The sequence below is a fragment of the Methanoregula boonei 6A8 genome, from assembly GCF_000017625.1.
GTDB lineage: Archaea > Halobacteriota > Methanomicrobia > Methanomicrobiales > Methanospirillaceae > Methanoregula > Methanoregula boonei.
The window spans coordinates 1,332,395-1,359,286 of sequence record NC_009712.1 but is presented as its reverse complement, the minus strand read 5'-3'; the positions used below and the strand labels follow the sequence as shown (position 1 = coordinate 1,359,286).

Sequence of the window (26,892 nt, the reverse complement as noted above, 5' to 3'; positions counted from 1 at the left end):
ATACCTGGTGCTAGTGCTTCTGCGGACCTATTCGTCTTCTGCCGCATAATAGTAGTATTCTCCCCGGCTCTTCTGGTCCCTGTCCAGGAAGGAGTCGGGCTTGTTAATCCGGGGCCGGCCGGTCTGATCGCGCCGGAAGGTTACATCCAGCGCTTTTAAAAACCGGTTCATGCCGTCCCGCATCTCGAAGGGACCTGCCGCGGTACCGGCAATGCCGGGTTCGCCCTCAAAGACAAGGATGCGCTCGCTGATCATATCGATGAGGTAGATATCGTGGTCAATGACAAGGATCGCCACCGCTTTTCCCTCTGCATGGCGTTTGATGAGCCTTGTTACCTTCACACGCTGTTCCACGTCAAGGTGAGCACTTGGTTCGTCAAGAATATAGAGGTCGGCATCGCGCGAAAGGCAGGCAGCAATAGCCACTCGCTGGAGTTCTCCCCCGCTCAGGGTATCAACGGGGGATTGGAGGATGGACTGGAGCGAGAGGGGTTCAAGGATCTCATGCTGGTAATACGAGCTATCAAATTTGGTAGTGCATGAACGCAGGTACATCTCCACCGAGACTGTGGTATCTGCCTTGATGTACTGTGGCTTGTAGGAGATCCGGATCTTTGAGTCCATGCTGCCGGTGTCCGGCTTTTCCACGCTGGCAAGGAGTTTTGCAAAGGTACTCTTTCCCATACCATTTGCCCCAATGACACCAAGAACTTCGCCAGCTCGGATGGTCCCGCCCGAGACCGTAAGGTGAAAAGTATCATATTTTTTTGAGAGTGCCGGGACCTCGACAAGATCCTCGCGCTTGGATCCCTTCTCATGTGCCCGTTTTTCAAATACCACCTGTGAATCCCGGAACCGCACATTCTCTTCGGCAAGGTAGCCTTCGAGGTACTGGTTGATCCCGACGCGGACGCCCTTGGGCCGGGTGATGACACCAAAGACTGCCGGTTTGCCATAGCCAACGTGCACGGTATCAGCAAGCATGTCAAGAATAGCGAGGTCGTGCTCCACAATCACAACCGGCTTTTCAGCCGCAAGCTCGCGGATCAGTTTTGCCGCTGAAATACGCTGGTAGATATCCAAAAACGGGGTGATCTCATCGAGGAAGTAGAGGTCGGCATTTCGTGCAAGGCATGCGGCAATAGCCACCCGCTGGAGTTCTCCGCCGCTTAAGGTGTTGATCTCGTGTTCGAGAATGGCATCCAGCCTGAGTGCGGAGACGAGTTCGGGAAGTTTCCCCCGCTCATCAGTGGTTTTAAGGAGATCGCGGATCGTGCCGGTAAACACTTTCGGAATAAAGTCGATGTACTGGGGCTTGACTGCAATCTTCTTAGTCTTTTTGGAGACCGTCTGGAGGTAATCGAAAAGTTCTGTTCCGGTGTAGCGCTTGAGGATCTCCTCCCATGCCACCTCGGAATCAAAACTGCCAAGATTGGGGCGGAGCTGTCCTGAGAGGATCTTCACTGCCGTACTCTTCCCGATACCGTTTGCGCCAAGGATGCCTGTCACTTTTCCCTGGACCGGTATGGGCAGGCCGTACAATGCAAACCCGTTTTTGCCGTACCGGTGAGTGGGATGTTCGAGTTCCTCGGGAAGGCTCACGATATCGATGGCATCAAACGGGCACTTCTTAATGCAGATACCGCAGCCAACACAGAGTTCTTCGGAGATGAGTGCCTTGCCATCCTCACCGATACTAACAGTTTCGTCACCGGTCCTGACCCGGGGACAATAGATGATGCACTCGGTTCCACACTTTTTGGCGTGGCAGCGATCCTTGTGGACAATGGCAATTCTCATGATAATCTTCGTTTTTAAAAAAAATCAGTGGGATACGGTGGTCAGCAGGATGGTCCAGGACAGAAACCAGAACGCAAAGGTCATGAATGCCTGGTAGAACCAGTCCTTTGCCCCCATTTTCGTGGAATCAATTTTTAGCAGGATAAAGATGTGCCGCTGGAGGACGATGGCCGCAACCATCAGCATGAAGGCCAGGAGGCCAATATCATTTTTCACGGTCACCTGGAGATACCATGAGAGAATCCCGACGAAAATACCGGCAATGCAGGCTACAAGCGTCTTTTTGATCCGTACGATATGTTCTGCCTGTTTCTCCAGTTTGGTCTTCTTCTTCTTTGGAAGAGCAACCTGTTCCTCTTCGTGTACCTCGTCGGTCATGAATAATTCACCCAGTAGTCTTATTTTTTAGTGCGCAAGCCATATGTACCTTGGTATAATCCATGGCGACAGCACAGGGGATGAGCGGGATCGATGTACGGGCGGTCACGTACGAGCTTGCCGGAAAGCAGCCGCTCTGGATCGACAAGGTGTATCAGTTTGATTCCCGCACGCTTGGTATCCGCTTAAACGGGGAGGCGCATGCGAAGTACCTGCTGCTCATCGAGGCCGGGCGTCGGGCACACCTGGTAAAAAATGCTCCCGAGCCGCCCAAGAATCCCCCGCAGTTTGCCATGTTCCTGCGCAAGTACCTGACGGGAGGTAAGGTGCTTGCGATCCGCCAGCACGGTCTGGAACGGATTCTCATTTTCGATATCGGGAAGGGTGCGCTTACCTACCGGCTCATCATTGAGCTCTTTGACGAGGGAAATGTGATCCTTGCCGATGAAGCATACCGGATCATCAAACCGCTTCGCCACCACCGGTTCAAGGACCGGGATATTGTTCCCGATGCGGTTTACGCAACGAGTGGCACTGACCCGACCGGCTCCCGGGAGAACCTTGCGGCAGTTCTCGCCGGAGATGAGCGCGACCTGGTACGGGCGCTTGCGATTGCCTGCATGCTGGGCGGTACGTATGCCGAATGGGTCTGCAGGACTGCCGGCGCGGATAAGGCCATGCCTGCCGCACAGGCAGATCCAGCCCTGCTCTTTGATGCGGTGACCTCACTCTTTGACCGGGTGGAGCACCATGTGCACCCGGTGATCTCCAAATCAAGCTGCGAGCCGGTGGTGCTTGCTGAAAATGCCCCGCAGGATGAGAACCAGTTTGCCGGGTTCTCTGACGCGCTCGAAGTCTTTTACCCGATGACTAAAGCCGAGAAGGTAAAGGTGGCAGCGAGGCCCAAACTATCAGAAGGGGAGCGGATCCGGAAGTACCAGGAGGCCGCGATCAAAAAGTTCGACGAGAAGGTCGCAAAGGCCGAGGAGGTTGTGGCAGCGATCTACGAGAACTATCCGTTTATCTCTCAGGTAATCACCTCCCTTGCCGCCGCAAGTAAACGCCTTTCCTGGCAGGAAATTGAACATCATCTTAAAGATACCTCATCGACCGATGCAAAACGGATCACCGCCTTTTTCCCCGGTGAGGCCGCAGTCGAGGTTGATATCGGCAAAAAGGTAAAGATCTTTGTCCACGAGACTGTTGAGCAGAACGCCGGGCACTACTACGACCAGATCAAGAAGTTCAAAAAGAAAAAAGAAGGCGCCCTCCTTGCGATGAAAACGGTAAAACCCCGGAAGAAGGTGATCCGCCACGATATCGTCCCGATGAAAAAACTCTGGTACCACCGGTTCCGGTGGTTTATCACCAGTGACGGCGTGGTAGTGCTGGGCGGCCGGGACGCCGGGCAGAACGAGGAACTGGTCAAGAAGTACATGACCGGCGGCGATCTCTTTGTCCATGCGGACGTACATGGGGCAAGTGTGGTGATCGTCAAAGGTAAAACGGAAAAAATGGATGAGGTGGCGCAGTTTGCCGCATCGTACTCGGGTGCCTGGAGGAGTGGGCATTTTACGGCAGATGTATTCAGCGCACAGCCAACTCAGGTCAGCAAGACCCCGCAGGCCGGCGAATTTGTTGCCCGGGGATCGTTTATCGTCCGGGGGGAGCGCACCTATTACCGCGATGTCCCTCTGTCTGTCGGGATAGGCCTTGTGCTGGAGCCATATGCGGCCGTGATCGGGGGGCCACCGGCCGTGATCCGCTCGCGGACAAAGACCTTTGCCGAGTTAAAGCCCGGCCGGTTCGAGCCAAACGATGTGGCAAAGAAGGTGCTTCGCCAGCTGCGCGAGAAGATAACACCTGAAGAGGAGAAACTGCTCAAAGGGATCCTCAATACCGAATCTGTTGCCGCATTTGTCCCGCCGGGTGGATCCGATATAGCAGGGACGCCATGAAAGCGGAGTACGGTGAGATTAAGGATAATTATGGCGAGATCCGGCTCTTCCCAGAGAGCATCGACGACCTTTGGCATCTCCAGCATCTGGTCTCCCCCGGGGATCTGGTCTTTGCCACTACGTTCCGGAGCGTGGAAGGGGCCACCGACAAGATCCGGCCGGAGAAAGTGGAAAAACGCCCGGTCCGGCTCGGGGTTCGGGTGGAGAAGGTGGAATTCTCTCATCACGGTGTGCGCCTGCGGATCTCGGGGATTATCGAGCACGGAATGGATACCGGTGCTTACCACACGATCAATGTGGAGACCGGTTACGAGATCTCGGTGATCCGTCGCTGGCGGCCGGTAGACCTCGAACGCCTTGATCGTGCGGTCAAGGCCTCGGTCTATGGGGTGATCCACATCCTTACCTTAGAGGAAGGAGAGGCGGAGCTCTTCCGTCTCCGGCAGTACGGCCCCGAGAGTGTGATCACAATCACTGCAGGGAGCGGCAAGGGTGGCGAGACCGAGACCCGGACCGGCTTTTTTGATACGGTTATAAAGAGCATCGCCGAGGTATCCGGGCCGATGGTCATTGCCGGGCCGGGGTTTGTAAAAGAGGATTTTGTCCGGTATGCAAAGAACAAGAATTGTGCCCCGGCCGGCCGGGCAATCGTGGCTGAAACCCGCCGGATCGGGCGCGGTGCGGTGCAGGACGTGATCGGGGCGGGAACACTTGAAAAACTGATCGGCGATCTCCAGCTCTCCCGGGAGGTCCGGTTAATGGACGAAGTGCTCCTGCGGATTTCCCGTGACGGAGCAATAGCCTACGGGTACAAGGATGTTGCCACCGCGATAGAGTATGGAGCGGTAGATGAGGTGCTGCTTGCTGATTCCCTCCTGCGGGACAGGGCGATTGTGCCCCTGATCGAGAGTGCCGAGCGAATGCAGGCAAAGATTATCGTGCTCTCCACTGAGTTTGAGCCCGGCGAGCGGCTTGCTGCACTCGGCGGAATTGCGGCGCTGCTGAGATATAAAATGGGATGAAGGGTGCAATGAGAAATATCCTACAATAAAAAAAAGATTGTCTCATTTACAGCATCAAGGCTATTTCCTATCCCTATTATTCAGAAAAATAACATTTCCTGTGATATCAGATCTCTTTAACTTGCTATGCCCTCCCCATTAAGCGTTACAGGGAGCCATCGATCGTACAAAATTATCAGAATAAAGACAAGGATGAGGCTGTATGCCTGGATATATCCTCCCAACTTGAGAGGAAATCCCTGAGTATAAACGGAAAAAAAATTAAGGAACCAGAAAAAGATCGGCAGAGAAATAACCCCCAACATCAGGCATTTCATCCGGTAACTGTAATCCTTGCATAAAAAGTAAAGCGGTATGACCGTGATAATAAAGTCATAGGGTTTTATTCGTGGCAGCATCATAAAGATAGCAAGAAAAACAATGGAATACATTTTGAGCGTATTCTTTTCGTTGCTGGTAAAAAATATCCCTGTCGCATACAGGATAAGGCCGGCGTAAATGCATGCAACAATGGCGACCGGCAAAATGCCATTGATATTTATCTCTTTTAGGAGATCCCCGAACAGGAGGAAGGGTGTGGGTGTATCAGTTCCTCCCTGATCATACAGGGGGCTTGAGGTCCCCTGCAGGGTACTGATATAGGATCCAAGGTATGCCGGGTTAATGCAATAGCTCACAACAAACAATGCCGCAACAACTCCTCCCGCGATGCATATGTATGCGAAACGATGCGGGAGAGGGCGCTTTACGATAAGGTACAGTGCTGCAAAGGGCGCTGTGATAAGCGAAACGGCAGCAGCAAGGCCGGTTATGATAGCAGATTCCCAGAATCTCTCTTTTAGCAGCAAAACAAAGATGAGGGCAAATAAAAACAGGAATAAAATATCCTTGTTACCGGTTACAAGGTTCCATGCAGTTCCCATAAATCCGGCTACTATCAGGGTAATGAGGAAAAGATAATCCGGATCCTGATCCAAGGTCACGATAAGATATCCGCTGAGTATCAGGAGGAGGATCAGCAATACATAATATATTCCGATATTCTGGAATACGAGGAATTGATCGAGAATCACGAAGAAATACAGCGTATGAGGGGGGTAGGTGAAGGGAAGAACCTCTCCCGTATAGTGCCCAACATACTGGTTAATGTTATCGAGAACATAGGGATTCTGCATATGGTCAAATGCCAAAACAGCACCTTCAAAAACGCGGTAATCTTCACCATATGTGGGTTCCCGGAATATCACAAAAAACTGGAATGCTGTCAGAGCGATAAGAACGAGGCACAGCCCAATGTAGAGGATCTTCCAGGGATTCTGGGAAGGTGGTAAAAGCCCTGATTTTTTCCTTTGTTTTTCCTTTTTAGAATATTTTACCGATGCTATTGAAAACACCTGTTAACAGATTAAATTTTAGCCGGATACAATATTTAATTCTGGTGGGAGCCCATCTTCTTTTCCGGCTTGAGAAAGATACCTCTCCCGGGGTGATTTATCCCGAGCAGAATAAGCAGATATTTCCGGATAAACGGTGAAATGTGTTCTGTGAAGTTTTTGATTTGAAAAAACAAAAAAAAGATTCGAATTAACCGGTTTATTCTTCCCTCTTTTCCGGCTTCTTGTAGGTCTCAACGAGCGTGATCTCGTTAATCCCCTTAACACTCTCGAAGCCTTCGTGAATGATCCGGCCGCGCCAGAGAAGCCAGCGCCGATCGTAGTTGATGCCAGGGGGGAGGGTGATGGTGGCCTTGCCCTCATCAAGCGAAGCCTCCATGTCCTTCCCCGCATAGAGCCGGATAATCCCCTTGAGCTGCTCCAGCGGATCGGTGACTTCTTCCTCAATCTTGTAGTGATACGTGAGGGTCTGGCCGGCAAGGGGGGCGTTGAAGTCAACGAGAACCCGGGAGCCGATCACATCAACAACTACACCTTCGCCGTGCTCCTCAACAGAGATGCGCATCCCGCGGACGGGCTTTTCCTGGAACTTGCTCTTGGGGAATGACTGGACCTTTTTCGGGTCGCGCTCCCCAAAGGCCTTTTCCGGTGGGACGGTGACATCAGCCTCGGTACCTACCTTCTTTCCTACCAGTTCCTCGTCAAGGCCGGTGATCACGTGCTTTTGGCCAATGCAGATTGTGACCGGGCCATAGATCGCGGACGGGCTGTGGATATCTGCCTTCTTTGCTACAGCCTCATCGGTGGTATCGAAAACAATACCGTTTGCGCTGCCCGTATAACTGAGTTTTACAAAATCTCCTTCTTTTATTGTCATAATCTTCACCTGACTATATTAAATCGCAACAATGACAGATAAAAGTGTGGCACGATCATGCTCGAAATAGAACTCAAGGTACGCGTAGATGCGCTCGATCCCCTCCGTAAGAACCTCCTTGCCCGGCATGCTGAGTTCACCGGAAAGCAGCACGAGCACGATATCTATTACAATGCCCCGCACCGCGATTTCGGCACCACGGATGAGGCCCTGCGGGTCCGGTACACCGATGGCCCGGCTCTTGTGACTTACAAAGGAAAGAAGATCCCCGAACTGAATCTCAAAGCACGGGAAGAGCTTAACACCTGCGTGGAATCCGGCGAGGTCTTCGAGACGATCCTGAACCGGCTCGGGTTTACCAAAACCGCAGAAGTGAACAAGTGGCGGGAGAACTACCGACTGGGGAACGCTTCCTTTGCGCTCGATACCGTCGAGGGCCTGGGTACCTTTGCCGAGATCGAGATCATGGCCGAGAACAATGGTGAAGCTGCCACTGCAGAAATTATGAAACTTGCAAAAGAGTTGGGAATTGGGGGCGAGCCGATCCTCGCCTCGTATCTCGAACTGCTCCTATCTACACGGTGAGCAGTTCGATCTTGATGTCTTTTGCCTCGTTCCCGAAATGGAGCATGGCACAGTAGCCGTCCATTGCAGGACCGGGGTTGACAATCTTCACGCCATCGACCTCTTTTACGCCCCGCTGCTCGTGGATGTGGGCGCAGCAGACAAGGTCGAAGTTTTTCATATGGCGGCGCACGCTCTGGCTGCCCACATGCTCGCCATTGACCACATCCAGGGTCTCGAACGGCGGTGGGTGGGAGATGAGCACGTTGTGCACGGTCTTTTCCATCTTTGCCATGCCATGGACGAGCAAGTCATCGATCTGCTTGTCGGTAAGCTCGAACGGCGTGTTAAACGGCGTGGGATTGGAACCGCCCACCCCCACGATCGTCATGGGGCCAAGGTTTATCTGTGCACCATGCAGGCATACAGCGTCCGAGTGTTCGAGCGTATCGAGGATCTCTTTGGGATCACAGTTGCCCGGTACCGCAAAACAGGGTACATCGATACGGGAAAGTACATCATCAACCATGTCCACCGGACCCATATTGGTGATATCGCCGGCGATAAATACAGCTTCCGGATTCAATTCCAGAAATGAATCAATTTTACCGAATTGACCATGGAGATCTGCTATCAAAAGCACATCTTTCATGGTATATCATTGAGAACGGCTTTTAAAAAACCTTATCTCAGGGTCGTTCCATGAGCCGGTCAGTTTACCGCCGAAGGCGAGATCCCCGCAGATTTTTTCTGTGGCAGGAAGGAGCGGACGCGCACATGTTCCGGTGAGGTCTGTTCCGGGGAGCGGTATGAACCGGTGGACATGGATCTTCCCAATCCGCGAGAGATCTTTTATCACGGTAATAGTAGCCTCCTGGTCTTCGTCAGTCTCAAAGGGAAATCCGACAATAAAATCAATCACCGGGGTGATCCCGGCAACGGCGCAGAGTTCTGCTGCCGCAATCGCGTCATCCACGGTATGTCCCCGGCGGAGTCGTTTGAGCACCGCATCACTCCCCGACTGGGCGCCAAAGTGAAGTTTTGTATTGGTACAGTATTCGGAGATAAGGGCAAGTGACTTTTCGCAGACAAATTCCGGCCTGACCTCGCTCGGGAATGTCCCAAAAAAGATCTCTTTTTTGATCTTTTGTAAGAGGCGTTCGATTTTGTCAAAACGCGGGTGGATCCCGTCCGATCCATAGGCAAAGGCATTGGGGGAAACAAACCGTGCCTGCCCGTACCGGTTGGCATATTTCGCGATCTCGTCTATCGAGCGGTGCCGCATGCAGTGTCCGAAGATCTGTGGAGTCTGGCAGTACCCGCAGGCAAAGGGGCAGCCGCGTGAGATCTCCACGTAGCCTTTTACCTCGGAAAAAGCCGGGTAGGCGTCGAGTCGGACGCTGCTTTTTACCGGCTCGTATCCCTCCCGGGTTGCTACTCCGGGAATTCTGCAGCTTCCCCCGGCCTCAAGATCGGCAAGGAGTGCCGGAAGGGTATATTCCCCTTCCCCCACGACCACATAATCGGTATACTCTGCGACTTCATGCCAGCAGGCTGTCGCATGCGGCCCCCCGGCGATCGTGATGCAGCCGGCCCCGGCGATCTCGTCGCGGTATCTCCGCACGCTTATCGACGTAAGCGAATAACAGGTAACGTCAGCCTCCGGCTTTTCCACGGGCTGGAGATTCCAGCCTCCTGCCGCGCATGCCGCAGAAAGGACGGCATAGGAATTCCGTGCGGCTGGGATCTCCCTCCAGTTTACCTGCATTCCGTCATTTCCGTTATTGTGGACCCTGGATCAGAAGGGGGGCGGTTACTCCCCGCTTCCGCTCCGCGAGCGGTACTGCCGCAGGACATCAGCTACCTTGTAGGTTTGGCCGTTGTTCATGGTGACATAGACCTGCACGCGATCGAATTCCCCGGCAAGGGATCCGGTCCCGCGTGTCCCGGCAAGGTTCACTGTATCGCCGGCATCAGATCCGAGAGTTGCTGTCTGGGTTGTTCCGTCCGCCTTGGTGAGGACGACCTGGATGGAATTCACATTAATCTGGCCGGCGCCCCCGTTAAAGGTGACCGGGATATTGCCCAGGTAATCCTTCTCGCCAACGGTGACCGTGACCCCCATGTTCTGGGGCATGGCATCTGTGGGGCTCGTTGTCAGTGACGAGACCGCGGAGGAAGTACCGGCAGCGGAGCTACCCGAAGAAGGTGAAGACGCGGCATTCTGGGAGCTGGTGCAGCCGGCAAGGATCGCAGCTAAAGAGACAAGAATAATCAGTACAACAACCGTGCTCGCTTTCATACCAGAAAATGATCGGCGGAATTATTTGTGAGTTGCGATCCACGTCCCGGGACTTTCGTTTAAGGAGATCTCTCCGGGATAAAATAAGAGTTATCTGCCGATCTTCCTGAGTGCATCCTCTGCGGCATGTCCGGTGGCGCTGTCGGCATGGCGTATCAGGTCCATCAGCGCGGTTGCTGCTCTTGTATCCCCGATTTCCCCCAGCGCCCAGATGGCGGCATCCCTGACCCGTGGTGAGCAGTCGAGAAGGGGGAGTAAGGATCCTACGGCATCCCGGGCTTTCAGGGCCCCAAGAACCAGAACGATCCGCCAAGTCAGCCCTTCGGGCGCCTCGTGGAGGGCGTCGATAAGCAGCCCGGATGCACTGGTTCCGGGATCGCAGAGAGTGTCGAATGCTGCCTCCCTTACAGCCCAGTCATCGTTTTCCAGAGTTGCAATGAGAAGCCGGGAATTAGTAGCATCCGGTGCTGCCGCGAGATTTGCGATGATCCCAAGCCGGACCGGCCGGGTTGCATTCCTGAGTTTTTCGGTCCACTGGGCACGCAGTGCCGGGTCAGTACTCCCAGAAACGGGCTCCGGTGCCACCCTGACTAATTCCTGCACCGGCGCAGGAGCCGGGTCTGCCCGGCCAAGGGCCTCGGCCCAGCTGGTGACCGCCCAACGTGCCACATCAACGGAAAACCCCAGTTCATCCTCCAGCCTCTTTACAAGAAACGCCTCGGTCAGGGCAAGAGGAAGGGTGTGGCGGGGGGTGAGGAGATCGTCAGGGATATGCTGGCGTACCGTGTGGACAAGGACAAAGATCTCCCGGTTGCACTCCGGGCAGGTATCGCGCAGCAGACCTTCGCACCTGTTGGCATCATGAGCGATCGATACCCCGTACAGGCTGACCAGGCGGACAAGCATGGTTCGTGCGGTATCGTTCATGAAGTCTCCCGGCCCGGCGGCATGATGGTACAGGATATGCCGTCAATGATAATGGAGGTTTTCGGGTGAAGGGGCACGGCCTTACCCGGGGGGACAGCAGCGATTGTCCCATCAGGAAACGTTACCCTCCAGGTACTTTCGGAGAGGTTCCGGATCCCGGCAGCGCCCGGAATTGCCGGATGGGAGACCACCCGGCCAATCTCCGTAGTACCTCCGCCGTTGCTGTTTCCCGGGTCGGTATGATAAGCGTGCAGGGTAGTGCCCAGGGCTAGTGCAATAGAGGCATTCCCTCCAGGGCGGCGGATCAGGAGAAACGGCAGCGGAGGAATCGGGCTTTTGCAGTTCCAGCAGGAAAAGTCCGCCCCGTTTTCCCCGGCAATGTTCTCAGCCCGGCAGCGGGGGCAGGGCATCACCCGGTCCTTGAGGGAGGAAAAGAGCCCCTGCCATTCTCCTTCGGTAACCCGACGGCCCGGAGTGGAAAGACCCTCGGTAAAAGCCCGGGTAAAGAGTGCTTTGAGTCCCGGGGGACAGAGTTCCCAGCGGCGGCGGGCAATCGCATAATCCGGATCATAGGGAAGGCGGTTTGTCGTATTCTCCGGGTCAAAGACAAATACCGGGTTAATGCCGTACACCTGCTTTTTTGCCGGGATATCCCAGCAGTGATACCGGTACTCCATTTCGCCATGGAATGGGTGGTGCCAGACCCACAGATAGAAGAGCAGGACCGCAAGAGCATGGAGATCGGTTTCAGTTGAAGGATCGCACTCCCCACGGATAAGTTCGGGAGCCATATACTCCAGTGTCCCCCAGACCTGGCTTTGTGACTGACGGTTGATGCCCACGTTATCGTTATCACAGATAAGTACATCACCGGTTTTTGGATCAAACATCAGGTTCCCGGCCGAGATGTCCCGGTAGCAGTGGCCTGAAAGGTGGAGCGCCCGGTAACTGTTTGCCAGCTGGTAGGAGATCTCGCAGAGCGCCGCAATCCCCGGGACCGGCTTGAGATGCGCCCAGATCTCGCCAAGCTCGGCAAAGCGCTCCGTGTCTATCCGGGCCATAAGGTACCCGAACTGTCTGGTTTCATCAGCGGTAACCAAGTCGAGCGGCCAGATAAATCTCCTGCCCGCTGCCCCGTACGGTGGGCCGGTCCGGACCAGGTAGGCAATGGCATCCTTCTGCTCCGGGGTTGCCTGATCAGGGCGGTACCATTTCACAGTCTGGTATCCCTGCGGGCCGTCCACGAGATACACCTCGCCCTGAGTGCCCTCTCCGATCTTTTTTATTACCTGCAGGTCGGTCTGAAGCTGGCGGGCCCGGAGGCGCTGGCCGGAAGAAAGAGGCACTGCTACCATTCCTCCCCGGAGGAGAAGAAATCGTCCCGGTTGGTTTCCGCCACCTGCGGCACTTCCCGCGGGCGGACACAGGCCCAGACAAGCGTCATATCGTCCCCGCTTGCTATTTGTGAGAACCGGTCGAGCCAGCCTCCCATTGCATGGGCCACTGCCTCGTTCCCGTAGGTGTGAATCCGGTCGGCAAGGCTCCTGATAAAAACCGCAAACTCCTCGCTCTCTGCACCGGCAAAGGAATCCGATATCCCGTCAGTTGCAGCAAGGAGGACGCCCCCTTTACTCCGGTCAAGAATTGCCGTTCGCCAGAGCAGGTGGGCATCGGCAGAAGAGAGCGATCGTGTCTCGTTACCCGCAAGGAGCGGGTCATGCGGGAGGGGGAACTCGATCTCCCCCCCTGGCCGGACAAGCATCATGTCCCCGTCGCCGATCTGGGCAAGGAGAATGCTGTCATCGACCACCAGCCCTGCCATCAGCGTTGTCCCGTACCGGGTAAAACCTGCATCTGCCGGACTGACGGCAGGGTCCCGTCGCTGTCCGTCAAGGCTCACCAGTTCCCGCCAGCGCCGGGTGGCAAGCCGGGGAAAATCTGCCTTGAAAGCCGCACGGAACTGCTGGCGGGGAATGTTCCCGTCAGCATACGAACGGTGGAATGTTACCAGTTCTGCCGTGGCCGCTTCCACGGCAAGAGCAGAACCGGTCCTGCTCCGGTCGTGGCGGGGGTCTCCGTGTCCGTCAGCAACAGCAAAAGCAATGCAGGGCGTTGCCCCGGCAGCACCGCTCCAGAGGGCATATGCATCCTCGCAGGGCCGCCCGGCCCGCAGGTGGGCAGCCCCTGTCCGGCTGCACCCGAATGCCCAGCCAAGGCCGGTCTCGCAGGTGCAGGAGAATTCTTCAGGAGACGGCATAGGGGAATTAGAACAGGTCGGTGTTGGATGTGATCATCGGCGGCGGGGACTCGAGGGCAACGTTGGAGGTATCCTCCTCAGCGGGAGCGCCCCTGCTCCGGCCCCGGGACGAGGCAACCGACGCGCTTACTGACGCCCACTTGATGTACGCCACAAGTTCCTCAGGAGAGTGCGCCTTTAAAAGGCCAACGGATTCCTGGTTTGCGAACTTGAGCAGTTCTGTGGCATTGTAATCTGATTCGTCTCCAATGGCGATAGCAAGCCGGACGGCCTTGATTCCCCAGGGGATCTTCCCAAGTTCGGCAATCGCGGTATCGTATTCCTCGCGGGGATCCGTGCAGAATCCATCGGAGATAAGGATGCAGATTGGGGGGAGGCCGCGGCGTGGCATGCGTTCGATAGAGAGTTCACCGGTAAGGAGGCGGATGGCCTTTGCGGTGGCAGTCAGGCCCTCGGTTTCGAGCTCAGGCCAGACAAATTCATTTATGGGAACCGGGTCAGGGCCCACATGCCATGCGGCATCATTGGAGAATTTTATTGCCCGCATGCGGATATCGACTTGCGGGTAGGCGGCAACAGCCTTCTGGACCTCGGGAAGTGCCTCCCGGATAGCCTGGTTGAGCGTTGCAATCTTCTTTCCCCGCATGGAATCGGAGCAGTCAGCAAGCCAGAAAAAGTGGAGCTGCTTGCGGGCCACCTGACCGTCAGGGATAGGAATCGCATCTTCGATAAAAACTCCCCCTTTTTACCTTGGTACTCAATCTATCCGGCTACCATATAAGATCACCGGTCAGGCGGACTGTCCAAAAGGCTTGGAATGCTGATGCGCCCTCACCGGGAGGCGCAAAAAAAGGAAAAACAAAAATTTTTACTGGGAGGGGGTGGTCGTTGTGGAACCGGCCGGGACCGCACTCTTGATCATTGCCTTCACCGGTTCAGGAAGGTTCATCCCGTCTACAACGGAAGGAAGAATGCTCATGATCACCTGCTGGCCCTGTGAGGACGCTGCAAAGCTCTTGAGCAGGTTCATACCATCAGGGGTTGAAAGGAAGTTCTTTACCGCAGCCTGCCCTTCGGGGGTTGCAATGAATCCGGCAAGCGAGCCGCCAAGGCCGCCAAGATTTCCAAAGTCCATTTTAATACACTCCTTGTAATGTTTTCTCTACATATTGGCAATATTTGTTCTTAAATATGTGGGCGGAGTAATCTCACGGGATGGCGGAGCGACCCATCTCAAAATCGATCGATCCGACCGATTTTTTTGCGGACCGTGAAGTGGGGGGGAGGGGCCATCTTTGATTCTGCTGTACGATCGATCGGCCCGACCATCTCCGGAATTGGCCGGATCGATCGATTTTGAAAACGATCGGACCGATCTCCACGTTACTTCTGAACATCCCGTGGAAGGACATGTTTTTACAATGGAAATAAACGGTCACCCCGATCGATTCCGGAATTGATCGGACCGGTCAATTTTTTTCGCAACTGGAAACTGTGGGGAGAGGGGGAGATCAGTTTTTTTTGATTGAGGGGGGCAGGGTGGTCGATCTTTTTTGGAAATTGCCGGAACGCGACCGGCTTTTTTTTTGAAAAATCTTTTACACTGAGCCGGTTATTTTTTGGGAAATAAAAGGTTGTTACCTGCGACCTTTCTAAAAAAGAAGATATTAGCCCAGAATTTCCCGGAGATCCTTATAGTTTCTTGAGCGCCGTAACGACCTTTGCCACAGTTTCCTGCGCATCGCCGTACAGCAGCCGGGTATTGTCCCGGTAGAACAGGTCGTTTTCTATCCCGGCAAAGCCCCTGCCCTGCCCGCGCTTGAGCACAATCACGTTCTTGGCCTGCTCCACATCCAGAACCGGCATGCCGTAGAGCGGGCTTCCCTGCCGGTGGGAGGCAGGGTTGACCGTGTCGTTTGCCCCAATAACAAGCACAACATCGGTACCGGCAAACTCCGGGTTGATCTCGTCGCGGTCAAAGAGCTTGTCGTATGCAACTCCGGCTTCGGCAAGGAGTACGTTCATGTGCCCGGGCATCCGGCCGGCCACCGGGTGGATGGCAAATTTTACGGTGACGCCCCGGCTTTCGAGGAGGTCGGCAAGTTCCTTGACCTTCTGTTGGGCCTGGGCCACTGCCATACCGTATCCGGGGGCAACGACAACCTTGTCTGCGTAGGCAAGCATCACGGCAACATCGTCCGCCTCGATCGGCTTCATGCTGCCCTGGATCGTAGCGCCGTCTTCTTCGGTTGCACCGAATGCGCCGAAAAAGACGTTGGTGATCGAGCGGTTCATTGCCTTTGCCATCTGGAGGGTCAGGAGCGAACCTGCTGCACCTACGATAATCCCGGCAACCACCATCGCGTAGTTGGGGGTTGCAAACGAGAAACCGTCAAGGGCTACTGCAAGGCCGGTAAATGCGTTGTACATCGAGATGACAACCGGCATGTCCGCCCCGCCAATGGGCAGTGTCATGAGCACGCCAAAGAGGAGCGAGAGGACAAAGAAGAGCGGGAGGTACGTAGCAATTCCCAGCGGGAGCCAGGCAGGGGTGAGAATGATGAACGCACCCGAAAGGATGGCAAGTACAAGCACTGCGGTATTAACGATCTGCTGGCCCGGGAATGTAACCGGCCGCGGGCGCATCCAGCCCTGGAGCTTCATAAATGCGATGATGCTCCCTGCAAACGAGACCGCACCGATAATACCACCGATAATGGCAAGCGAACTGGTCACATCAATGGTGCCGAGGAGCTCGACTGCCGAGATTCCGGCTGCTGCCCCACCGCCCATACCGTTAAAGAGGGCTACCATCTGGGGCATACCGGTCATGGCCACGCGCTTTGCGGCAATATAGCCAAAACCGCCGCCGATCACGATTGCGATCGCCATAAGGGCAATGTTATTGAGGTTTGCGGTCAGGAACGTGGCGAGCGTTGCGATCAGCATGGCAGCGCCGGCCCAGACAATCCCGCTGCGTGCCGTGAGCGGATGGCTCATCCGGTACATGCCGATGATAAAGAAGAAGATCGTCACGATGTAGACCGGGTCAATAAGCCAGGCAAAGTCGATCATTTCCTTGCCTCCTCTTTAGGTTTCTTGTTCGAGCGGTCAAACATCTGGAGGATCCGCTCGGTCACCACGTAGCCGCCAGTTACGTTTGCAGCCCCGAGTATGACTGCAATAAAACCGATAAGCTGTTCGAGCGGGGTTGTGGCAAGGCCGAGTGCGACCATCGCACCCACAAGGACGATACCGTGGATAAAGTTCGAACCGCTCATGAGCGGCGTGTGGAGGAGTGCGGGGACTCTGCTGATAATGACATAGCCGGCAAAGGCCGCCAGCATCACGATGTAGATCGCGGTCCAGAGCATGGTGGTGTCGATCATGGTGTCTTCTCCAGGAGGTCTTTTGTGGGCTGGTGCCGGACCTGTCCGCCATGGACAAGGAGGCTGGCGGTAAGAATTTCATCGGTATATTCGGTGACGAGCACCCCATTCTTGTCCACAAGGAGAGTCAGGAACGACTGCAGGTTCTTTGCGTACATCTGGCTTGCGTGGAAGGGTACCTTTGCCGGGAGGTTCTTTGGCCCGATGATGGTAACCCCATGAGCCTGGACGGTTCTTCCGGCCTGCGTAAGCTCGCAGTTACCACCGGTCTCTGCAGCCATATCGATAATGACGGCGCCCGGCTTCATAGTGGCAACGGTCTCTTTTGTGACAAGGACCGGGGCCTTACGGCCGGGAATGGCTGCGGTGGTAATGATGATGTCTGCCCGGGCAACAGCGGCAGAGACCATCTCCTGCTCCTTTATCTTCTCCTCTGCCGTAAGCTCACGGGCATAACCTCCCTGGCCCTCAGCATTTATCTCAAGTTCGAGGAACTTGGCACCAAGGCTTCTTACCTGTTCGCCTGCGGCCCGCCGGACATCGTAGGCCTCGACAAGGGCGCCCAAACGCTTTGCGGTGGCAATCGCCATAAGGCCGGCAATACCGGCACCAAGGATGAGCACCGTGGAGGGACGGATCGTTCCGGCCGCTGTCGTGAGCATAGGGAGGAATTTGGGACAGTGCTCAGCGCCGAGGATGACTGCGACATACCCCCCGGCGGTTGCCTGCGAGCTGAGCGCGTCCATGCTCTGGGCACGGGAGATCCTTGGCACCAGTTCAAGGGCAAACGCGGTGATCTTGCGGTCGCGCATCTTTTTGATGGCCTCAATGTTGCCTGCCGGGTTCATGAACCCGATGACAATGGTACCTTCCGGCAGCTGCTCTGCCTCTGCAACGGTAGGTGGCTGAACCGCAAGAACGATCCGGGCACCGGCCAGCAGTGCGTCCCGGTCGGAGACGATTGTAGCTCCCGCAGCGGTAAAAGCAGCATCGGTATAGTAGGCCATTGCACCGGCATCGTGTTCCACCCGGACCTCACAGCCCGATTTCTTCAGGTTCCGGACCACGTCCGGTACGGTCGCCACCCGCTGTTCCCCGGGTGCGAGTTCCTTTGGGATAGCAATCACAAGAAGCCCGGTCATGGCACCCACCGGGCCTGTCTGGTCATATCAGAGCAAAACAAGTACTTCACTCCATAGGATGATCTGCAGTTGTATCCTACAGGTTCGTCCTACAACTTCTTTACTTTACGCACCCGGACGGCAACACCGCGCTTCGATCCTTTCATCTCCGCACCCGTCATAGCGGCTCTTCCCGTGGCCAGGGCCTTTGACCCCACCACGAGCACTTCGTCCCCTTCACGGATGGCGGGATCGGCCTCCACAATGCCCGGGACAAGCACGTCCCCTTCAGGAAGGAAGTCGCTGATGGTCACGCGGTAGCCCTCCGGGACAAGGCCCCAGCCTTCGAATGTGGGGCGGAGAAGGCCGGTACCGGTGTCAATGGAGAAGAGCTGCTGGTTGTTCCTTGAATAAAAGATCTCCGGGAAGTGGCCACGGGAGAGCATGCCTTTGGTATCTATATCACTCCCGAATTGGTACGAGAGCATGCCGTGGAGCCGGTCGTCCTTGACCCGGCGCTCGCAGTCCAGGGCATGGCTGAGCCGGGTAAGAGCCTCTTCCCCGGTAGGGTGGTCCCGGCAGGAATATTCAAGCGTGATCCCGCACTGTTCCGCTGCCATCTCCGCCACTTTGAGCGCCCCGCCTTCAAGGTGGGCTATCACGCGCTCGTAGGAATGGAGCGCAAGGTAGCGGGCAAGGATGTCCGCGATGTATGCACACTCCTCTGCATCCCAGTAGCCGGTGACCGGAACATCGTAGTGCATGGCCGGGTACACGCACTCAAGCTCCCGGGGGACAAGGCCGAGCGGGGAGGTGACAATGAGTTCGTGTGCACGCCCTGCTATCGCCATCTGGAACCGGCGGTGGCTCTGGGAGAGCGAGTAGGGTTTTTTCGCCGAGCAGGGCAGGAGAACGGCCACAGTAGCTTTCGGAGGCTTATAGCGTGAAAGGAGGCGTTCTGCAAAGCGCCGGACCTCCACCCGCTGCATGGACTCGCCGGAGTTTGCCCGCATGACACCGCTGCGTGCAACCGGGGAGAAGGGTTCGGACCAGGTATAATCCTGGTCAAGGTGACGCATGATAGCAACAGAATTTGCGTTCATCCGGCACCTGGCCTCCACAAGTTCGCGGAGCTTCTGCAGCCCGGTAAAGTACCGGGCAAGAGCCACCTCGTGCTCCAGTGCGAGCCGGTTGTGCAGCGCAAGGTCGCCGTTCCGGCAGCCTTCACATCCGCAGAGGCCGGCGGCCTGTGCGTCCGCGGGAAATTCGCCTTCGGGAGTGCAGAAAAGCCCCTGCGCGGATTTGAGATCCACGCCCGTGTAATCAAAGAGGGTAAACCCCGTGTAGCAGAGAATGTGGACGGTTGAGGGCAATGCCGCAGCCGGGGCATACCAGAGCGTGTCGGGAGGGGTTTTATCCCGAAGTGCCTTGAGCCAGAGGACATATTGCCGGGGGTTTGCAAGCGCCGTGTGCCAGCCCGCCACCATCACCACGTCCCCGCTCACTGAAGGGTTATCAAGCGCCGGGTGAATGGTGACCGGCTGGCCCGCATCTTTTGGTACATAATCCGCAGCAAAGGCCGGCGGTGCAGGGAGTGGAACGCTGGTGCCGCTCCGCAAAGAGAGGGCCGGGAAGACTGCGGCCGTATCGAGCACGGCAGGGAACGCAAGCGGGGACTTTGGCAACTCATCCCCAGACATGATGCCGGCCCGGGCAAGGCCGTCACGTTTTTTGATCTCGAACCGGATCATCTCACCAGCTCCGCTGCATCGCCGGCTTCCTGTGTAAAGATCTCCTCCCAGTTAAGAAGGCCCGAGACCATGATTCTGCTCTCCTTATGGCTCTCGGCAAGCATCCGTATGCCACGACAGCCCTGCCGGACCATGGCCTCGTCCCACGGGGGAATCTCGGCCGGGCCAATGGGAAAAGTTTCCTTTAAGGCTGGCGGGTAGGGACCAAATGGGGGCTTGAAGAAGAGGACGTCGTCATAACCCTCGCGCTCCTTCCCATCGCAGGCCACGAGCACGGTTTTCCCGAGGCGGAGACGGTCAAGCTGCCTCTGGTACCGGAGCACCTCGGTCCGGGCACAGCTCTCGTCTCCCCGGTAGAAGAACCGCCTTTTGGAGGCCCTGTCATAAAGTTCGAGGTCAGCTGCGTGGGAGAGGAGCCTGCGGTATCCCGAGAGGAGCTGCGGGTGGGTCCGGCAGCGCTCGTCAACAAGCTCCCAGAGCGTCCCGTCAGCTATTGCCTGCCGGATCCGCGAGATCTCGGCAAGGGTGACTGCCAGGTTGTGGAGGGCCAGAAGGCGTGTCCGGTCCTTTGCTGTGCAGAGTTCCTCGGCTGTATGGCTCCGGCAGACTGCACATGCGCAGGGAAGATCGGTGAGTTCGTCTATCCTGAAGCTCCCGTGGGTGGTGAGGTACCGTCCATCCTTGGCATAAAGCGCGTACGCGGCGGAATCGAATAGGTCGCATCCCATTGCAGCGGCGAGTGCAAACATGGCCGGGTGACCGGCCCCGAAGAGGTGAACACACGCGGAGCGGGGAATGGTGCTCTTTGCTGCCATTACCACGTCAACAAGTTCCCGGTACCGGTAGGATTCCATGAGGGGAACTACTGCGCCGATGGGACAGAAGGAAAAGCCAAGATCCCCGACCTCCTTTCCTGCCCGCTCGCGGAGGTCCGGGAAGATCCCGCCCTGCACCGGCCCGGCCAGCGGGGCATCGTTCCCGAAGAGTTCCTTTGCCTCGCGAAGGCGCTCCATAGTGATCGCAAGCTCCCGTTCTGTTGTTGGCCTGTCCGCATCCGGGGAGGTGGGAATATCGAGCGGCACCCAGATGTCGCTTCCGATATCCCGCTGGTAGGAGAGGGTCTGTTTATTCGTGAATGAAACCTGGCCGTACACCGAGAGCTGGAACGAGCCGGAGTCGGTCATGATCAGCCCATCAAAGTCAAGGAGTTTGTGCAGACCTTCTTCCTTTACCCGCTCGCTATATTGCCGGCTCTGGGAAAAGATATAGGCATTGGTGATCAGGGCCTCGACTCCCATGGCTCGGAGCTCTTTGGGGGTGACCAGCATCAGGTGGGGATTGATGACCGGCAGCAGCGCGGGGGTCTTTATGATCCGTTTTCCCGCGCCCAGTTTGCCAGTGCGTCCTGCAATATCGCTGTCCAGACTTTCGAAGGTGATCGCCATGCCCAAAGGGTACTCCTGTGCCTAACAAATTGGCTGTCCCGTCTGTTAAAGTGATTCCTTAAAGGAACCGGTAAAGATCTGGCCCTCGTAAGTAAGGATCTCCACATTCTTCTTTGTCCAGCAGTCCCGTGAGAGCCCGGCCTTCTCGCAAGTATGATCAAGGAAGGTTTTTACATCCCAGCCGTACTCGGTTGCCACCTGTGGGAGCAAAAGTCCGCTTGTGCCAAAGCCCCGGGCAATCAGGCCGTGGCGCCCTATCTCTATATGGGCCGGGCGATCTTCAGGCGCACATTCCAGGGGGACCGGGGGGGTCAGCACGGTCACCTCGAAATCAAGTGATGAAAGCTCGTCTTTTTTCACACCGGGAAACCGGGGGTCTTCGAGGGCTGCAGCAACCGCGGCGTCCTCGATCGCGTCCCCGAGTGGCATCACCGGGTAGGGAAAGCCGATGCAGCCCCGGAGCTGATGGTTCCTGGTCAGGGTTACAAAGACCCCCCGCTTCTCCGCAAAGACCGGTGTCAGGTGAACCATCGGTTTGGGTCTCTTGGCAATGGTGTATTCAATGGCCCCGCGGGCGAGCCGGATGGCAAGGATGCCTTCATCTGGTGTCAGGAGCTGCATGGCACGTACCTCTGTTGTGACACATTCTGCAGGGGCCGTTAAAGTAGTTATCCCTCCGGTGAAGCAGCGGTACCTTTATTAAGGATCGTTCGCGCATATGTTCTCGTGAGAGGGAGAGAGCGGCTGACGGTGGTCTTTTATGATCGCTGAGGAAAGTCCCCCCACCTTCCGGACACGCAGCCGTATGCAAGTACGGGTGGCGAGAGTCACGGCAATGGCACAGAAACGACACGGCCTGTTCCCAGTTATGATGCGGCCGAGCCCCCCGGGGCGAGAAACGCGGTTGTTGCCGCGTGAGTAACCCGTTGAGCGCTTTAACGGAACAGGATACGATGAAACGGCGAATCCCTGCGGGTGCAAGCCAGAACAGGGCAATGGATCGTCCGGTATCCGCCCGGGTATGGTGCAGAGCTGAATGCCGCACGAACAGAAGGAGGCTTACTCCTCCCACTCACTTTTCTTCAGTCTTATCGGATTACAAATGTACCTGCGGGTAACGTAGATGTATCCAGGTACTGACGGTCGGGTCGGGCGCTCCGGATTCAGGACTCTTTTTGGGCTGACCTGCCCGGGTGTACCTCTTCCAGGTAATGCCGGATAAGGAACTGGCGGACTTTCCCGGATTCAATCCATCCGTGGTCAAGGCGGTGGACAAGATTGTTTATCGCCCTGACCTGCTCTATGATATCGCCCTGGTGTTTCCGGCAGTCCATGTTGACGTACCCGAGGATAGCCTGAAGAGGGTTCCGGATCTCATCGTTGAGGATCTGGAACTGCTCCATGTTCTGCTCGATCTGGGAGAGCCCGCCGGTCCGGAGTTCCTCCTCAAATCTCTTGCGGGCCGTAATGTCGTGGTACTGGATCAGGAGCAGGGGGTCTTCCGGGTCCGGGCCCGCTACGGGGAAGAGTGAGATCTCGTACCATGTGTCACCCTCCTGCTCCTCGAATACTCCCGGGACAAGGGTGGAAAGGGCTTTTGCGATCCGGGGAAGAAGGGCCGCGTACCTGCCACTGTTTTCAGGCAGGAAGACCGGCGTCTGCCACTCGTCTGGCCGGTCGGTACGCAGGTTGTGGACCATGGCATCGTTTGCGGCAAGGATCTTCAGGCGCCGGTCCAGGAGCATGACAGGATCGGGGATGGCATTTGCGAGCACCCGTATGGTCCGCTCCTTTTCCCGGGTGAGAAGATCCAGGTGGTACCGGGAGAGTGCCATCTCTATTGTGGTGTGAAGCTCGCGATCGCTAAACGGCTTGAGCAGGTAACCGTAGGGTCCTGTCAGTTTGGCGCGGGCGACATTGGCTTTGTCGGAATGGGCAGTAAGGAAGATAACCGGGAGACCGAACCTGTCCCGGATGAGGCCCGCGGTCTCTATCCCGTCCATGGCTCCCGCAAGGCGCACGTCCATAAGCACAAGATCGGGGAGGGCACTTCCTATTCCTGCAAGGGCGTCCTCTCCCGAATGTGCGACCCCGCCTACAGTATAGCCAAGGTCTTCGAGGGTCTGGCGGAGATCCTCGCTTACGATGAGCTCGTCTTCCACGATAAAGATCGATGCCTGTGGCATGGTTTTCCCTGAATTATTGTTCAATGAGTTATGGCACCTTTTAATAAATGTTTGTTATCTGCGTACTTTTGCTGTACAGTCCCTCCCGATACAAGCTGGCCATTCTGGTACCATGATTAAAAAAATGCTGCACTCAACGATGGCCCTTATTAGGGGTAAGGGGAAGATCAGCTTAACCCGGCGGGAGAATACGTACGAATCAAATCCTTACTTCTTTTCCTGCAAACAGGGTGGTCTTTGTCCTGTCCCTGGTGGCGGTTGCCGCCATGACCGCCCTTGCAGTACAGGCTGTCTCGGCATTGCCACTACTCAGGTCCATCTGGCACAATACTGCCATTTCTGGTGCAGCGAGTACGTCCAGTGCTTCTGGGGATGTGATTAGTCATTGTTCCTGATATGGATCCATGAGTCCGGGAATCAAACCTCCCGGAATTGACTGAGGGGTACCCCCGCTGAAAAGAATTTGCCAGGGCCCCCTGCCCCTTTCTTCTGGGGCGGGTATTATGAGAGATAGTGGTCCCTATCAATGCTGAAATACTGAAATAGATCGGGCCGATCGATTTTTGAGACATTCTGACCGATGGCGTAAGTGGAACTGTAATTGTCACCTCGTTTGTTACTGGCAATGACAAAGGCCATCGGTTGGGGTAGATTGTTGTGTCGTTGTTGTTGCTATCGCAGGCGCCATGGGGCAGTGACAGATCTGGCGGGAAGGTGCCGGTGACCCTACCGATGAACTGTTTGCGTTAATAATTGTCCCAATGCAGGTACCACTCAGGAGGATCTGCGTCATATTCCCATTATCCTGGAGAAATGCGCCGCTTGGAACCTGCACAACCTTTGTTGACTGCAGCAAACCACCCGGTGTGGGTGACAGATTATCTGAATCATTTGCGATGAGTATCTGTGTACCGTTACGGTCAAATATCCGGGTGAGCCCATCGTAACCGTGATAGATGATGGAGCCATAGGGAAGCGCGTAACTCCCATTATCGTTGCTGAAACTAAAACCCCATGAGACATTCGTTGTTTCCTGGCTGGTATTGAAAACCAGAGATGGGATTGAACAATCGCTGGAGTTTTCCTGGCTCTGTCCTGATGATGCCGATGTTGTAACCATTGCTAAAGCGGGTGATACAGACGTTGACGTTTGCGAATTTCCCGATGCATTCTGGTTCGCGATACACCCCGCCATACAGGAAATAATAATCAGGATAATAACAGATGCGCAGATGAAAAGTGATTTCATGGTAATTCCTTCACTGTGCATTTCATCAGTGTAACCTATAAACTTTGATTTAACTGCGATTTTATTCGAAGTTATCCGGATATTGGAGTATTGCGAGGTACTCCCTCGCTATCCCCGTGAGCGAGGAGCGCCGCTACCTCTCGGAGTAACAAGGTTTTTCCCGCACTCCTGCTTACCACGTTATGTCCCGCGAAATGTCCTGATGCGGGATGTAAACAACATCAGTTGCCTCTGAAGTGTGTGATGAAATAAATTTAGAAAAAAAGTGGTATGTCTCTCTTTTAAAAAGGAAAAAAATTAAACTCGTTTTCAGATCTTCTCATAGTATTTCATCGGCCCGCATGCCCCGCATTTCCCGTCCACAACCATGTAGTCCGGCACCGTCTCGCCGCAGGTCGGGCACTTCACCGGCTTCCATTGCTCCTTGAGTGTAACCGGCACCCGGACCTTCTCGTACGAGAGGAGTTGTCTGCCCGCAATAAAGATCTGCTCCTGAAGGGCGTTACCCTGGGCATGCTTGCTGAATACGGGACTGTTTGAGAACCACGCATCAATGATGGGGAACTGCTTGATCTTCTCCATGTCCACGTACACCCGGAACCCATCTACGGTCTTTTCTGTTGAGACCCGGTTCATGGTGATCGCAAAGCGCCCGATGGGAACGACCCTGAGCCGCCCGTTCCCGGTGGTGGCATGGGCGATTACCTGAGCTGCATCGGGAAGACACTTGGGTGTCTCGCTGACTGCAAAGAGCTTGTCGTCCGGGGTTGCATTCAGGAGTTCGAGGGCATAGTCCACCATGAAGGCGCCGATCAAAAGTCCCGGGGCCGGGGCGGAGTGGAAATGTGCGCACCGGGTAAGATAGGTACGCACCGGTTCGGGAACATTGCAGGCCGCAATCCGGGCCTCGAATTCCCCACCGTGGTGGTGATGCGCCGGGTGGTGGCCCTGGTGATGTTCGTGGTCCATGAAAAGTACTTGGTTTTTCAGGCCATTAAACGTTTTATGTTTCCTTTTTGCCCCGCAGACCCGCGAGATAGCGATGATGCACACTGAAGGAAGGAAAGAGAATGAGGTGTGAGCCGGTTATTTTAAGGAGCCCGTCCCAGTACAGGATGAGCACTCAAACCCTGTCCTGCAACAGGACAGGCCACACCCCGCAATAAGGAAGTCCTGCCATGAATGCCCTCCCCGGAATCATAAAATTCTGCCTGCCGGTCTGCCTGCTGTTGCTGGCCGGGGTACTCATGTTTCCCGGCTCAGCCGCGATCACCCTCACACCCGGGAGCACCAGCTCGTCCGCAGTGATCGCACAGGGTGACCCGGTTACGATCAGCGGGATCGCCACCGGGCACCCATTGGTAGGGCTCCAGATCTGGTTTATCGGGTATAATTTCGCCAAGGTTACAACCATCCCGGTAAACGACGACAACACCTACTCGTACCAGCTCCAGAGTGCCGATACTGCAAACCTTGCACCAGGGCAGTACTTCGTGATCGTCCAGCATCCCATGGAAAACGGGCGGTTCGATATCGTGTATGATTCCTCAACCGGTGCGGTAGAGAATGTACAGACCGGAAAAACGGTCTTCCAGTTCACCGGCAGCGGCAGCCTCCAGAGCACGAATGCGGCAACTGCACTCCTTGCCGCTATCGGGAGCCAGAATATCGACGACACCTTTGCCACGGTCACGTTCTTTGTCGGCCAGCCTACCGTAGGCATTGCATCTCCCGGCACTGTCCCGCAGGGGACTTCCTTTACCCTCAACGGTACAACGAGCCTCGCTGCGGGCGATAACCTGAAAGTGGATATCACCTCATCCTCGTTTACGCCGACAAAAAAGACAGATTCCTCCGGTTTTTCGGGTGCCTCAGGTGTGGTCGCGGTGCAGCCCGGGACATCAGGGCTCAATACCTGGTCATTCCCGGTGGATACATCGACGTTTGCTCCCGATGAATATCTGGTGACCGTTAGCGCGATTACCCAGAGTGCGACTGCGTCCACGAAATTTACCGTTGTTCCGGCAACAACGGATTGCAACGATACATCAGGTACCTGTCCGATCCCCGGCCTTGTTTCTTCCAATGCAACCGCTACTGGCGCAGCAGCGGATGTTACCGGGAACAATGCTACGGCAGTAGTAGCAGGCGGAACCGCGGCCACGGCAGCGCTCCCGGCAACCACCAAAAGCGCCTCTTTCCCGGCAGCCTTTGGCCTTGCCGGGATTGGTGCCGCAGCCCTCCTGCTGCGCCGGCATTCCTGAACTCCTCT

Annotated in this window: 26 protein-coding genes and 1 other RNA gene; 5 read left to right on the top strand and 22 right to left on the bottom strand. The window is 55.8% G+C overall.

Annotated features, from left to right (window positions below):
* Window positions 1-27: 27 nt before the first annotated feature.
* Together MBOO_RS06960 and MBOO_RS06955 are read right to left on the bottom strand one after the other, a co-directional pair.
* Complete coding sequence (locus tag MBOO_RS06960; RefSeq protein ID WP_012106883.1) at window positions 28-1,800, bottom strand: ribosome biogenesis/translation initiation ATPase RLI; 1,773 nt, start codon at window positions 1,798-1,800, stop codon at window positions 28-30.
* A gap of 24 nt (window positions 1,801-1,824) precedes the next feature.
* On the bottom strand, window positions 1,825-2,178 hold the full coding sequence (locus MBOO_RS06955) for an EMC6-like membrane protein (RefSeq protein WP_012106882.1): 354 nt from the start codon (window positions 2,176-2,178) through the stop codon (window positions 1,825-1,827).
* Between the two features lie 62 nt (window positions 2,179-2,240).
* On the opposite strand from MBOO_RS06955, the gene rqcH reads away from it, so the two are divergent.
* Together rqcH and MBOO_RS06945 are read left to right on the top strand one after the other, a co-directional pair.
* Window positions 2,241-4,136: a ribosome rescue protein RqcH gene (gene rqcH / locus MBOO_RS06950; RefSeq protein ID WP_012106881.1), complete on the top strand. Its 1,896-nt coding sequence runs from the start codon at window positions 2,241-2,243 to the stop codon at window positions 4,134-4,136.
* Window positions 4,133-5,158 (top strand): mRNA surveillance protein pelota, encoded by a 1,026-nt coding sequence (locus tag MBOO_RS06945; RefSeq protein WP_012106880.1) that lies wholly within the window; start codon window positions 4,133-4,135, stop codon window positions 5,156-5,158. The genes rqcH and MBOO_RS06945 overlap by 4 nt, the downstream gene beginning before the upstream one ends.
* A 116-nt stretch (window positions 5,159-5,274) precedes the next feature.
* Here the strand turns inward: MBOO_RS06945 and MBOO_RS06940 are convergent, their stop codons facing one another.
* Together MBOO_RS06940 and MBOO_RS06935 are read right to left on the bottom strand one after the other, a co-directional pair.
* Window positions 5,275-6,348 (bottom strand): glycosyltransferase family 87 protein, encoded by a 1,074-nt coding sequence (locus MBOO_RS06940; RefSeq protein WP_157677629.1) that lies wholly within the window; start codon window positions 6,346-6,348, stop codon window positions 5,275-5,277.
* A gap of 403 nt (window positions 6,349-6,751) precedes the next feature.
* Window positions 6,752-7,429 carry an FKBP-type peptidyl-prolyl cis-trans isomerase gene (locus MBOO_RS06935; RefSeq protein ID WP_012106878.1) on the bottom strand — a complete coding sequence of 226 codons (678 nt, stop codon included), beginning with the start codon at window positions 7,427-7,429 and terminating at the stop codon, window positions 6,752-6,754.
* Window positions 7,430-7,486: 57 nt separating this feature from the next.
* Here MBOO_RS06935 and cyaB point away from each other — a divergent pair, with 57 nt between their 5' ends.
* Complete coding sequence (cyaB, locus tag MBOO_RS06930; protein WP_012106877.1) at window positions 7,487-8,014, top strand: class IV adenylate cyclase; 528 nt, start codon at window positions 7,487-7,489, stop codon at window positions 8,012-8,014.
* Here cyaB and MBOO_RS06925 read toward each other — a convergent pair.
* The 14 genes from MBOO_RS06925 to MBOO_RS06855 all read right to left on the bottom strand — a co-directional run bounded on the left by MBOO_RS06925 (window position 8,004) and on the right by MBOO_RS06855 (window position 21,806).
* On the bottom strand, window positions 8,004-8,645 hold the full coding sequence (locus MBOO_RS06925) for a metallophosphoesterase family protein (RefSeq protein WP_012106876.1): 642 nt from the start codon (window positions 8,643-8,645) through the stop codon (window positions 8,004-8,006). The genes cyaB and MBOO_RS06925 overlap by 11 nt on opposite strands.
* Window positions 8,646-8,651: 6 nt before the next feature.
* Window positions 8,652-9,761, bottom strand: a complete 1,110-nt coding sequence (locus tag MBOO_RS06920) for a TIGR04013 family B12-binding domain/radical SAM domain-containing protein (protein WP_012106875.1) — start codon at window positions 9,759-9,761, stop codon at window positions 8,652-8,654.
* A 45-nt stretch (window positions 9,762-9,806) separates the two neighbouring features.
* Window positions 9,807-10,295 (bottom strand): hypothetical protein, encoded by a 489-nt coding sequence (locus MBOO_RS13900; RefSeq protein WP_012106874.1) that lies wholly within the window; start codon window positions 10,293-10,295, stop codon window positions 9,807-9,809.
* Window positions 10,296-10,385: 90 nt separating this feature from the next.
* Window positions 10,386-11,222 (bottom strand): HEAT repeat domain-containing protein, encoded by an 837-nt coding sequence (locus MBOO_RS13055; RefSeq protein ID WP_012106873.1) that lies wholly within the window; start codon window positions 11,220-11,222, stop codon window positions 10,386-10,388.
* The gene (locus MBOO_RS06900; protein ID WP_012106872.1) at window positions 11,219-12,577 is read right to left on the bottom strand and encodes a protein kinase domain-containing protein; all 1,359 of its coding nucleotides are present in this window, start codon (window positions 12,575-12,577) and stop codon (window positions 11,219-11,221) included. The genes MBOO_RS13055 and MBOO_RS06900 overlap by 4 nt, the downstream gene beginning before the upstream one ends.
* A complete protein-coding gene (locus MBOO_RS06895; RefSeq protein ID WP_012106871.1) occupies window positions 12,571-13,479 on the bottom strand; it encodes a PP2C family serine/threonine-protein phosphatase in 909 nt (302 codons plus the stop codon). The genes MBOO_RS06900 and MBOO_RS06895 overlap by 7 nt, the downstream gene beginning before the upstream one ends.
* Window positions 13,480-13,486: 7 nt before the next feature.
* Window positions 13,487-14,176, bottom strand: a complete 690-nt coding sequence (locus tag MBOO_RS06890; protein ID WP_012106870.1) for a vWA domain-containing protein — start codon at window positions 14,174-14,176, stop codon at window positions 13,487-13,489.
* A gap of 171 nt (window positions 14,177-14,347) precedes the next feature.
* The gene (locus tag MBOO_RS06885; RefSeq protein ID WP_012106869.1) at window positions 14,348-14,614 is read right to left on the bottom strand and encodes a hypothetical protein; all 267 of its coding nucleotides are present in this window, start codon (window positions 14,612-14,614) and stop codon (window positions 14,348-14,350) included.
* Window positions 14,615-15,171: 557 nt separating this feature from the next.
* Window positions 15,172-16,554 carry an NAD(P)(+) transhydrogenase (Re/Si-specific) subunit beta gene (locus MBOO_RS06880; protein ID WP_012106868.1) on the bottom strand — a complete coding sequence of 461 codons (1,383 nt, stop codon included), beginning with the start codon at window positions 16,552-16,554 and terminating at the stop codon, window positions 15,172-15,174.
* A complete protein-coding gene (locus tag MBOO_RS06875) occupies window positions 16,551-16,868 on the bottom strand; it encodes an NAD(P) transhydrogenase subunit alpha (RefSeq protein ID WP_012106866.1) in 318 nt (105 codons plus the stop codon). Before MBOO_RS06875 ends, MBOO_RS06880 begins: the two co-directional genes overlap by 4 nt.
* Window positions 16,865-18,010 carry a Re/Si-specific NAD(P)(+) transhydrogenase subunit alpha gene (locus MBOO_RS06870; RefSeq protein WP_012106865.1) on the bottom strand — a complete coding sequence of 382 codons (1,146 nt, stop codon included), beginning with the start codon at window positions 18,008-18,010 and terminating at the stop codon, window positions 16,865-16,867. Before MBOO_RS06870 ends, MBOO_RS06875 begins: the two co-directional genes overlap by 4 nt.
* Window positions 18,011-18,099: 89 nt before the next feature.
* Window positions 18,100-19,740, bottom strand: coding sequence for an archaeosine synthase subunit alpha (gene arcS / locus MBOO_RS06865; RefSeq protein ID WP_012106864.1), 1,641 nt, complete (start codon window positions 19,738-19,740; stop codon window positions 18,100-18,102).
* Window positions 19,737-21,185: a tRNA guanosine(15) transglycosylase TgtA gene (tgtA, locus tag MBOO_RS06860; protein ID WP_012106863.1), complete on the bottom strand. Its 1,449-nt coding sequence runs from the start codon at window positions 21,183-21,185 to the stop codon at window positions 19,737-19,739. Before tgtA ends, arcS begins: the two co-directional genes overlap by 4 nt.
* Before the next feature lie 45 nt (window positions 21,186-21,230).
* Complete coding sequence (locus MBOO_RS06855) at window positions 21,231-21,806, bottom strand: TIGR00296 family protein (protein ID WP_012106862.1); 576 nt, start codon at window positions 21,804-21,806, stop codon at window positions 21,231-21,233.
* Between the two features lie 107 nt (window positions 21,807-21,913).
* Between MBOO_RS06855 and rnpB the strand changes: the two genes are divergently transcribed.
* An RNA gene (gene rnpB / locus MBOO_RS13285) (RNase P RNA component) lies at window positions 21,914-22,259 on the top strand.
* Window positions 22,260-22,348: 89 nt separating this feature from the next.
* On the opposite strand, the gene MBOO_RS13525 is transcribed toward rnpB, so the two are convergent.
* The 4 genes from MBOO_RS13525 to MBOO_RS06845 form a co-directional block, all read right to left on the bottom strand.
* A complete protein-coding gene (locus MBOO_RS13525) occupies window positions 22,349-23,371 on the bottom strand; it encodes an ATP-binding response regulator (protein WP_012106861.1) in 1,023 nt (340 codons plus the stop codon).
* A 199-nt stretch (window positions 23,372-23,570) separates the two neighbouring features.
* Window positions 23,571-23,708 (bottom strand): hypothetical protein, encoded by a 138-nt coding sequence (locus MBOO_RS14070; RefSeq protein ID WP_198324424.1) that lies wholly within the window; start codon window positions 23,706-23,708, stop codon window positions 23,571-23,573.
* Between the two features lie 279 nt (window positions 23,709-23,987).
* Window positions 23,988-24,491, bottom strand: coding sequence for a hypothetical protein (locus MBOO_RS13895; RefSeq protein ID WP_157677628.1), 504 nt, complete (start codon window positions 24,489-24,491; stop codon window positions 23,988-23,990).
* A 438-nt stretch (window positions 24,492-24,929) separates the two neighbouring features.
* Complete coding sequence (locus MBOO_RS06845) at window positions 24,930-25,589, bottom strand: FmdE family protein (RefSeq protein ID WP_157677627.1); 660 nt, start codon at window positions 25,587-25,589, stop codon at window positions 24,930-24,932.
* 209 nt (window positions 25,590-25,798) lie between these two features.
* On the opposite strand from MBOO_RS06845, the gene MBOO_RS06840 reads away from it, so the two are divergent.
* Window positions 25,799-26,884, top strand: a complete 1,086-nt coding sequence (locus MBOO_RS06840; protein WP_012106858.1) for a hypothetical protein — start codon at window positions 25,799-25,801, stop codon at window positions 26,882-26,884.
* The last annotated feature ends 8 nt before the right edge of the window (window positions 26,885-26,892 follow it).